Source organism: [Phormidium] sp. LEGE 05292 (genome assembly GCF_015207735.1).
Lineage (GTDB): Bacteria > Cyanobacteriota > Cyanobacteriia > Cyanobacteriales > Aerosakkonemataceae > Floridanema.
In genome coordinates this window covers 1-10,839 of record NZ_JADEWG010000188.1, presented here as the reverse complement: position 1 = coordinate 10,839, position 10,839 = coordinate 1, and the positions used below count along the sequence as shown (strand labels likewise).

The window sequence follows — 10,839 nt, the reverse complement described above, 5'->3', positions numbered from 1 at the left end:
CCCCAACCCCCAACCCCTACTTCCTAACCACTTCATACCAAAAATAACCAAGATGTCAGAGCCAAATCGAAACCCAATTCGGGTGAACAAAATTTTGGGAAAACAAGCAAGTTTTGGCCCAGTTCCCGCCAACCAAATTTTACCTTGGTTTGCCATTATCCTACTGACTTATTTGATTTTTGATGGTGTATTAGGCTGGGGAATTCCCAAAGTAGCAGCAATTAGTTTCTGGTTAATTGTTAGTTGGTGGTTTCTCACAGGTGCTGACCCTGATAGTTATATCAACCGCTTTCGTAAACCCAAAGGACGCAACTGGATGAGTGGTGGGGCAATCTACATCTCTCCCCTACTTTCTAGAAGCAGAAGAAAAAGTTTAAAAAGAGGCAAACGATGAAAGCTAAAATTCCGACCATTAATGCTCTCGACGAACATGGCATTAAGGCAACTTACTTCCCATTTGAAAACGAACTTGATTTATGCTGCTTAGTTCGTATCGAAAAAGACCAACGTTCCATCGGTGCATTTTTACTCAATAAAGGTGATATCAGCGACGAAAACAAATTCCAAGTTGTCTTTGTCTTTCACCTCACAGGCATTCACAATCAGCTTTATTCTGAAGAAGTTTCTGCCGCTTGGACAAACATTTCAGAAGCGATGAAGTTTCTGCCACCAGGGGAGAAATGTACCTTTCTCCTTGGACGTTATTCCGATGATTCAAACAGGCAACAACACTTGAATCATTTAGCCGAAAATTGTCCCCATATACTGCCAGCAATCTTATTACGAAACGAACAAGCTAGAGTCCGCGAACTCACTAGTCGAGGTACTCGTTCTATGTGGCAACAAATGGTATTTTGTACCTGGACTGCTGATGAGTTTGGGGAAAGAAAAACCGACCCCCTTGCCAAACTAATCTATAACTTGAATAAAACTTCTCGTTTCTTTTTAGATGGCGTAACTGGACGTTTATCCGAAAGACAAGAACAAATCTTGAGTAAAGTGTTAATGAAAGCCTACACTGAAGGCTTTTTGCAATGGGAAATGCTCTGGAATACCAAAGCTGGCTTAGAAGTTAGCCCTTTGGGAGAAACTGAACTTTGGCAATGGCTTTGGAGACGATTTAATACCACCCCTGCACCATCTATTCCCCAATTGTTAACGCTTAAAGAAGATAAAGAACGGGGGTTAAAAGTTGTCGAAACTATTACTTCCAGAAAACACGCCACCACTGTTTTAATTGAAGGCAACTTGGGACATTCTTCTTGTCCAGAACATCGACAATCTACATCAAGAGTGTACGTCAAAGATAAAGTTTGTGGCGTACTAAGAATGGTGGATACTGTTGGGGCATGGAATTCAGCTAGAGAACAGCTTTTGTGGTTGTGGAAAATTCTAAGCGAAAATCATATCCGCGACACCGAAGCTTGGGTGGAAGTTTCTCCAGCCAATCGTTTCTTAACTGAAGATAACCTGCACCGTCAAGCGAAACAATCAAAAACTGCCCGCGAACGTGCCCTACTCAAAGGTAGCGGACGCGATGTGGGAGCAGAAATCAAACAAGAAGAAAGTTTTGATGCCCAAAAAAGACTTTATCAAGGTGCTGTTCCCCTGAATGTTGCAGTAATATTCCTCGTTTATCGCGAAAATGCCGCAACTTTGGACTTAGCTTGCGAGTTATTATCCAATAGTTTTGGTACAGCTAAAGTTGTTCGAGAACGTCATATTGCTGCTCAACTTTGGCTGGAAAGTTTACCCATTACTTGGCGGAGAATCTTGCATTCTTCTTCTATTTTGACCGAACGCCGCTTAGTTTTAGAAAGTGAAACTGTTGCTGGTGTTTTACCTTTAACTGTTCCTAGAGAATTGGACAAAAAAGGCGTGGAATTCTTAACCATTAAAGGAGGGAAATCAGTTTGTGTAGACTTATTTTCCCTGACTCAACACGCACTGGTTACAGGTAGAACTGGCTCTGGTAAATCGGTTTTATTATGGCGATTTATACTAGATGCCATCAGTCAAGGTATACCAGTTGTGGGCATGGATATGCCAGCAGCAGATGGAGAAAGTTCCTTTAAAACTGGTATCGAATTATTAGGTGATGCTGGTGCTTACTTTGATTTAAGTAGAGCATCAAATAACTTGATGGAACCTCCTGATTTACGCCGTTTTGATGCGACAGAACGGGCTTCTCGGATGAAGTCTTGGTGTTCTTTCATCCGTAATGCTTTGGGCGTGATTGTGATGGGTAAACTCAATCTTCCTCACTTAGCACAACGAGTTGATGCCATTTTAATGCAAGCGTTGGATATTTTCTTGAGCGACCCTGACATTATCGAACGTTATAATTGTGCATTCAATCAAGGATGGAAATCTCTGGAATGGCAGGATATGCCTACTTTAAAAGATTTCTTGCGATTTTGTTCTATTGCCAGACTTGATATCAGGAAACCAGAAGCAATCGACCACCAAGCTATCAATCAAATCCAAAGTCAAATTCAAGCACTTTTAGTTAGCCCTTTGGGTGCAGCTATTGGCAAACCTAGCAGTTTTTCTCCCGAACCGATAGTTAAATTTTATGCACTTACTGGACTAACCAATGACCAAGATTCTTACACAATGGCTGTGGCTGCCAAAGCTGCTTGTTTGAGAGTAGCACTTTCTTATCCTAAGAGTTTGTTTGTCGGCGATGAACTATCTGTTTTATTCAAACGAGATGGTTTTGCGGCAATGGTAGGAGAACTATGTGCTACTGCCAGAAAAGATGGTCTGAGCATCATCTTGAGCAGTCAAGACCCCGATACTATTTGTAATTCCAGTGCAGCAGCAATGATTATGCAAAATATTACTTATCGCCTCACTGGTTGTATTACTTCCAATGCTGTAATTTCCTTTCAACGTTTCCTGGGATATCCAGTGGATATTATCAATCAAAATGCTTCCGAATCTTTCTTTCCCAGAAGGTCTGATTTGTATTCTTGTTGGTTAATTGAAAAGGGCGGACGCTTCTGGTCTACCAAATTTTACCCTGGCGAAATGACCTTGGCTGCTGTTGCTACTAACCAAGCAGAACGAAGAGCAAGACGCGCAATTTTGGCGCAATATCCCAACACTATTAAGGGTCAAATCCAAGGACTAGCTCATTTCACTAGTGTCTATGTACCTGCTTTAAAACAAGGTACAGAACTAATTGATAGCAATTTATCCCATCAACAATTGGAGCCTACAACTCATGAAAAAGCACTTATTTCTGCCTAAATTAGCAGTTGTCTCAGTTGTGAGTACTTCAGCTTTGTTGTTTGTCAATCCTACGCTGGCAGCTACTCAAGATACGACTCAAAACCAACAAGTTTCGCAGATTAGTTCATCTCAGGTAAATTCATTTTTATCTGCCAATCAGGTGACAAATGAAATCCAAAGTTTCATCAAAGACGTTCGTTCTTTTGTTCAGGGCGACTTATTTGGTGGCATTACGCAACTTGTTCAAAATGCTATTGGTGCAGTACAAATTCCCGATATCGGACAAGTTGTTAGTGAGATTATGAAAGGTTCTCTGCCAGAGGAAGCTGCTTTGGCGACTAAGTTAGAGAACAATGTTGCCAATTCTTATGCGATTCGTCAGGATACTGCACAAATGAGCGAACGAGTGGGTGCATTACAGGTAGCCCAAACTCAAACTCTTTCTAAAACTGCCCAAGAGCAATCAAAAATTACCAGAGAATTTAGCACGACAAATGCTAATGAATCGGCTCAAATGGCAGCAGATTCTCAAAGTTCTGATACCTCGCAACAGATTTTACAAAACATTTCCGCGCAGCTTAAAAATCAATCTGCTATTGCTGACTTGCAAATGAAAGAAGCATCTCTTGCTAGACAAGATAGAGCATTGCAACTAACGCTGACAGCACAAGCAGCACAGGAACTCAATGCAGCTAATATCCGGGAACGACAAAGTGCGATCGCATCCGGTAATGCAGCCGTTGCCCAAGGCGCTTTACTATTCATGCCAGGTGGCACAGTTTTAGGGGAAAGCAGGGAGTAGGAAACACAAATCATGCTTCTAACTCAACTTCTCGCTCAAATCACGCCACCAGATAATAGTGCTGATGCCACTGTCGGCTTAAACTTAATCTCCCAAAGTATCGCACTAAGCCGCCAAACAGTTGAAGCTTGGAACAAAGCTTGGGGAGATGCCATCAATCCCAGTGGTGCATTATGGGCAGGCTTGTGCAATTTAGGAACTATTTTAGCTGCCCTTAGCATCATGCTTCTAGCTATTAAAATGGCTTCTGATTATCAACAAAAGCGCTTCTCTTTATCAGAATTAGCAGCTGCAATTGTTTGGCCTTTATTCATTGCATTTTTTCTCGGTAACAATGGATATCTGCTATCCCAAACTGTGATGCTTGCCAGAAATATTGGTCATCAGCAAGTTGTGAATGTCCTCAACATCCAACTAGCTGATACTACCTTCAAACAAGCTATTTCTGATGTCACTTTAACCCAAAGTGTAAAAACTCAAGTTTCTACAGTTTATGCCGAATGTCAAGGTAAATCTGGTAAACCGTTAACAGATTGTTTACAAGAAAAACAGCCAATTGTCGAACAAATATTAACAGCAGCCGAACAACAAAATGGTGGCCCATTAGAACAAGCTCGTCAAGCCGTAGCACAATTAACAGACACAATACAAAATCCTGGTGCTGTTTTTAATGCCACTATTTCGTTTATCTTGATTTCTTTTCTCTATGCTTTGCAGTGGGCTTTTGTGAATATTTTAGAAGCCGCACTACTAATGACTGCTACCTTTTCACCCATAGCAATGGGGCTGAGTTTACTACCATTAGGCACCAAACCAATTTGGGCATGGTCTAGCGGTTTTGCTGCCTTATTTGGCGTGCAATTAGGTTACAACATCATCGTCGGATTAGCTGCCACCGTTATTGTAGCTGCTGGCGCACAAACCTTTTCAGATTTAGCTTTTTTAGCATTTATCAGCATCTTTGCTCCAGCTTTAGCATTGTTGATTGCAGGTGGTGGTGGAGTGGCACTTTATACAGGAATCAACAATCGAGCGCCTGCATTAGTTAATGCTGCCTTTGATGGTGTAGTAGCTGTCGCTACAGGACTAGCTGGCAAGGTAATTTAAGAAAGTGGAGAAACATGAATGTTCAAATCTCTAAATAGAACCAAACCTGCAAAAATTATTTTAGACTCAAAAGACATTCTGCCTTTGTGTTTTGTTGGATTAACTGCTTTTAGTTGCTTGAGTTTTCTGTTAATCCTATTTGTGGGCTTCAAAGTTAATCAATTAGCAGCTAGAAAGACAACTTTTGTACAGATGATAGATGGTAAAACCGTGCTTGTTTCCGAACAAGATTACCTTTATCGTCAGCCTGAAGTTATCAGAGAAGTAGTGCGGCAATGGGTTGATTTAACATTTAACTGGGATGGTGTTATTCCTGGTACAAAAGAATTAGACAAAGGTCGCAATATTGGTAATGGTAAGCGAGTTACTACTAATGCCTATTTTGGTTCTTTTCTGATTCAACCTGGGCCACAAGGTTTTCGTCAAGCAGCATTGCAATCATTAGCAGAGATTACCCCATCTAGAGTATTCAGCGGTCAAGTGCGTTCCAAGATGGTTATCTCCTATCTTTCTGCTCCCAGACAAACCAGAATTGGTGAATGGGAAGTAGACATGGTTGCCACTAGGGTATTAGTAAATCTACCTGGTGGTGCAGATGAAGAAATCCCCTTTAATCGCACTATCACGCTCCAGGCTGTAGATATTCCCTCGCCACCTACATCAGATGCTTCAGCTTTAGAACAGCAGCTTTATCAAATTAGAAAGGCTGGTTTAGAGATTACCAAAATTACCGAATTTACTCCTAATTAACCACATCAATAATTCAAACCAATGGATAACCAAAATAGCAATGTTACTGCTCAAAACGGACATACAGAAATAAATGAATTTGCCAATGAAAAATGGACAGCAGAAGAAATCGCTCAAATATCGGGATATCGACCGGAACAAACTGCTTTAGTTGACCATGAATTGATGCTAGAACGCTTAGAGGAAACCAAAGAAGAAAGTGACAGTAGCGAAAATCCACTAATTCGTTTTGCATTTGCTTCCTTAATTGTTGGTGGAATCATGCTTTTCTGTTGGTTGATTTGGTCAATTTTCTTTGCTGTCAAATCCCCTCCACCTCGTCAAGCTGCTACACCTACCCCTACTCCCACTACTACTGCTCCTAATAGCGATGAAGCGGCTCGATTGAAAGCAGAACTGGCTTTTAGAAATCAACTAAGTCGCCAACAACAGGAACAAAAGCTACCTGCACCTACTCCTACACCTACTTCTACAGCAGCAAAACCAGTTCCATCTCCTCCAGTAACAAGGCAAGCAGCTGCCCCACCACCGAGAATCATTCGAGAACCTGCACCACCTCCGAGAATCATCCGGGAACCTGCTCCACCTCCACGAATCATCCGCGAACCAGCCCCACCTCCGAGAATTATCCGGGAACCAGCACCACCCCCCAGAGTGATTCGGGAAAGGATACCAGTACCGCAACCACCGCAAGTAGCTGCTGTATCCCGTCCACCTGTGCCAAACACACCTGAAATTGACCCCTTTGAACGTTGGAATCAATTGGCGACTATCGGACAGCAAACTACAACCACAACAGAAGAAAAAGCTACTGTTCCCACACCGACTGTTATTTCCACAGCGCCATCTACAACAACTCAATCAAACTCCGAAACAATTCCTGTGGTTTCTCTCAACCATACCATTTCAGATGAAAGCACTTCTCCAAGTAGCACCACAATTGCTGCTATTCCACCTGATTTAACACCAGGAGAACGAGGTATTTTGAATGGCACGCCTGTATCTGAATCTGAAGTTGCTCCCACTACTACACCAGGGGAACCGATGCAAATCCAAATTGGTACCCTTGCTCAAGCTAAGGTGTTAGTTCCGATGATTTGGACAGCAGAAAAGTCAGCTAATAGTGGACGGTTCGCTGTGGAATTAGAAGAAGATGTTTTGTCTACTGATAATCGAATTGCCTTTCCCAAAGGTAGCATTTTGATTACAGAAGTTGATTCTGTTAGCTCCGATAACAACTTGGTCAACCAAACTGTAGTTGCTGTTGTTTATCCTGATAATTCTGGTCAGATTCGTCAACAACAAGTTCCGAGAAATAGCATTCTGATTCGTGGCGAAAATGGCAATCCGTTAATCGCAAAAGGAATGGGAAATCCAGGTAGTGAGATTGCCAGACAAGACATTCTAATTGGTTTATTAGGTGCAGCCGGACGTGCTGCTCAAGTTGTCAATCAAAACCAAAGCCAATCTGCAACCATTATTTCCAGTGGTGGATTTAGCAGTCAAACCATTACCACTACTGCCAAGGAACCTAATATTTTGGCAGCTGCAATGGAAGGATTTTTCCGACCGATGTCCCAACGATTAACCCAACGTGCTGACCGCACTACCCAAGAGATTTTGCAGCGTACTCCTGTGGCTGTTGTACCTCAAGGAACTAAAGTTTCGGTGTTTTTTAATAGTTTTTTTCAAGTGACTCGTTAAAGGAGCAAAAGATGAAAAACTTTTCTATCAAAGCAGCAATAATATGCTTAACTCTTTGTTATCCTAGCGTGGCACAAGCACAATCTAATCATTCTATTAAAGCCACTCAACCTGCAATAATTACTATCACTCCAGATGAAGGTAGTGGGCTTACTCAAGCCGCACGTACTATCGAAGTTTGGCCTGGTAGAGCAACTGCAATTGATTTTTCGCTTGTTAACGAACAAATTATTCAAGTATTTTTGGCAGACCCCAGTCGATTTACTTATGCTACCGATACTCCATTAGATAAAGGCAATGCGACTACATTATTTTTGCGTCAAATATTGCCTTTGAAATTTCCCAATCTGACAACTGCTAGAGAAACCAATTTGTTTATCAAAACTAAAACTGCTGATGGTAATGTACGCCTCTACACTTTCAATATCCGTCCGGGAACGGCGACACCTGTTTATCATGGTTTAAGTGTGGCTAATATTACTTCTTCTCCCAATGGAAAAGAACCAGTTTTACAAGTTGGCTTTTCTCGTCAAGCTACCCTCGATGATATTGAACGGGGTTTGCAAATTGCTGTAACAAGAGGTTATACCACTGCATCTGACCCTATCGTATACAAAGTCCGGGACTTTTTAGCAAGAGCTAGAAATACGAATTATCAATCTTTAGTTGAGTTAGCCCAAACAGTAAAAATCCCTTTACCCGTACTTACGCAATTGGGTAGTTTAGGAATCGGAAATGTTCAATGAACCAAACATATCCCGTTATCCTCTATCCCGAAAAGATTCTCAAGTTTTTAGCTCAAAATTCTACAGGGCGAACACATCAACTGCAACCAATTCAAGAACCACCAATCAAATCAGTTCCTCCTCCCCGCCGGAAAACTTATCTATACCTATTGCTATTTCTAGTTAGTGTACTGATGGCTGTTTCTTTTACTTTTCTATCTCCCTTTTGGTTGGTTGTTATGGCTTGGCTAGTCATTTTATTCGGAATGTTCGGCGTGATGTTCCCGCATCTACCAACCACTAAAAAACACCATCACAAACAAATTACAGATGCTCAACAAGTCCCACAATTATCTTCTCCCGATAGAGAACATCAACTAAGTGTATTACTTGCTGATTCTGTAATCACATCTATAGGAGTTGGCAACGCACAAGTAGGAGTTTCTGAAAAAGCATTTCAACAAATCTTACAACAATTCTTTCCTAACATCGTGCCGGGATTGCAATTTAAAAACCCAGTATTAGACTTCCCTTATTCAGTTGACTTCGCTTTGTTCCATAAAAGCGGACTTAGCATTGATATCGAAATTGATGAACCTTACGTTGGCAATACCAAAGAACCATCACACTGCATAGATAGTACTAAAGACGATATCAGAAATAAATTTTTTACTGCTGGTAACTGGGTAGTGGTGCGTTTCTCAGAAAAACAAGTAGTTCAATATCCCCAAAGTTGCTGCCAAGTGATTGCTTCTATAATCGCACGAGTAACTGGCGATTACACTTATCTAACTCAACTTGAGAATCTACCAAAATTGCCTTCAGACCTTATGTGGACTACTCGCCAAGCTAAAAAATGGGCTAAACAAAATTATCGCCAAACTTATTTACCTTGAAGAGGATTTAATCATGCAATATCTCCAAGATTTACCAACTTTATTCCAGCAAGACCAGTGTTTTATCGCTGTAGAAACTCCTTTAACCGAACGCCTCAAGGTATTAGAATTTCTCTTATCTGTTGCTCAACAACAAGGATTACCTTTATATTTTTGGAATTGCGGTTATCCATCTTTACGGCAGGTAATCTTTGATGAAACTATACAACTTATTCCTACTAATTTTTCCTGCGAGTCAGGTTTGGCATGGCTTTTAGATAATAGCCAAATACCAGGAATGTGTGTTTTTGAAGGTGCTCTTATTCCCGATAATCAGGGAATTTGGTCGCGTTCCCAATTAGCTATGATTACTAACCTCGCTTATGATTTGTCTACTAGAGGACAACAACAATTATTGGTAGCACTTGAAACTTACGTTGAACTACCCTCAGAATTAGTAGCTTTAGTACCAGTGTTGGTTAACCCTCTGCCAAATGCTTTTCAAGTAAAGCAGATAATCGAAAAATGTTGCACTGATTTTATTATATCAAAAGAATCGGACAGCTTAGTAAGAACTTGTCTGGGTTTACCTGCTTACGAACTACAAACACTCCTGTTACGATTAACAAAAAATACTTCTACTGTGGCTCAACTAATTGATAAAGTACTGATTTATAAAACCTCGAAATTAAAAGGTCAAGGAATTGAATTTATCAGCAAACCGGATGTACCTGCTGTAGGTGGTTTAGATTTATTAGAAGGAATACTTGAACGTGCTGCTGCCTTACTCAAACCAGAAGCTAAACAACATAATCTTACATTTCCTAAAGGTTTAATATTGTGGGGACCACCTGGTACAGGAAAAAGTTTAAGTGCTAAGTTAGCTGCATCTAAAATGGGCGTTCCGATGATAGCTGCTGATTGGGCGGGATTGCGCGGTACTACTGCTTACGAATCACGAAAGAATTTGCGCGAGTTTTTGCAATTTTGTGATTCTTTAGGTAAATATGGCTTGGTGCTTTATTTCGATGATTTTGATAAAGGTTTTGCTGGTTTTGATTCTGATAATGATGGGGGAATATCTCGACAATTAGCTGGTAAATTGCTCACTTGGATGCAGGAAAGAACTTCTCAAGTATTAGTAATGGCTACCGTTAATAGATTAGAATTTTTACCTCCTGAATTAATCCGTCGGTTTGATGATATCGTGTTTGTAGATTTACCGCATACTGGTGCGAGATATGAAATTTTCAAATTGCATTTAGCTAAATATTTCCCTGGTTTAAATTTTAGCGAACCAGATTGGTGGCGACTATTGCGAGAAACGAAATTGCTGACTCCAGCTGAAATTGGTAATCTCGTCCGCAAAACAGCCCAGGAAGCTTTTTACCGCAATAGTTTACAATTTCCTGCCGAACTGTTAAGTAAACAACCTTTAAATGTGACAGTCAAAGACTTTTTGGCACAACGTTACAGCTTTACTCCTAGTATGATTCGAGAGGAAGATAAAATTATCGAAATCCGCAATAAAGCATCTTATGCTCGTCCTGCTTCTTCACCTGATAGAAGTCGCTGGGCTAAAGAACCTGAAGTTTTGTTTGGTATGCCTGAAGGGAGCAGGGGAGCAGGGGAGCAGAGG

Annotated in this window: 9 protein-coding genes; all 9 read left to right on the top strand. The window is 41.0% G+C overall.

The features are described 5' to 3' along the window. Positions 1–394 (top strand): hypothetical protein (locus tag IQ264_RS28810; protein WP_322744826.1); only part of this gene is annotated, 394 nt, incomplete at its 5' end. After that, positions 391–3,255, top strand: coding sequence for a hypothetical protein (locus IQ264_RS28805; RefSeq protein WP_228061901.1), 2,865 nt, complete (start codon positions 391–393; stop codon positions 3,253–3,255). The genes IQ264_RS28810 and IQ264_RS28805, both read left to right, overlap by 4 nt. After that, positions 3,230–4,039, top strand: coding sequence for a hypothetical protein (locus tag IQ264_RS28800; RefSeq protein ID WP_193985477.1), 810 nt, complete (start codon positions 3,230–3,232; stop codon positions 4,037–4,039). Before IQ264_RS28805 ends, IQ264_RS28800 begins: the two co-directional genes overlap by 26 nt. Positions 4,040–4,051: 12 nt before the next feature. Then, a complete protein-coding gene (locus tag IQ264_RS28795) occupies positions 4,052–5,146 on the top strand; it encodes a hypothetical protein (protein ID WP_193985475.1) in 1,095 nt (364 codons plus the stop codon). Between the two features lie 18 nt (positions 5,147–5,164). Continuing rightward, a complete protein-coding gene (locus IQ264_RS28790; protein WP_193985473.1) occupies positions 5,165–5,896 on the top strand; it encodes a hypothetical protein in 732 nt (243 codons plus the stop codon). Between the two features lie 21 nt (positions 5,897–5,917). Next, entirely contained in the window at positions 5,918–7,600 is a 1,683-nt protein-coding gene (locus tag IQ264_RS28785; protein ID WP_193985471.1) for a TrbI/VirB10 family protein, read from the top strand. A gap of 11 nt (positions 7,601–7,611) precedes the next feature. Further along, positions 7,612–8,346, top strand: coding sequence for a hypothetical protein (locus tag IQ264_RS28780; RefSeq protein WP_228061900.1), 735 nt, complete (start codon positions 7,612–7,614; stop codon positions 8,344–8,346). Further along, complete coding sequence (locus IQ264_RS28775) at positions 8,343–9,221, top strand: hypothetical protein (RefSeq protein ID WP_193985469.1); 879 nt, start codon at positions 8,343–8,345, stop codon at positions 9,219–9,221. Before IQ264_RS28780 ends, IQ264_RS28775 begins: the two co-directional genes overlap by 4 nt. A 13-nt stretch (positions 9,222–9,234) precedes the next feature. Next, on the top strand, positions 9,235–10,839 hold a 1,605-nt coding region (locus tag IQ264_RS28770; protein ID WP_193985467.1), incomplete at its 3' end, for an ATP-binding protein.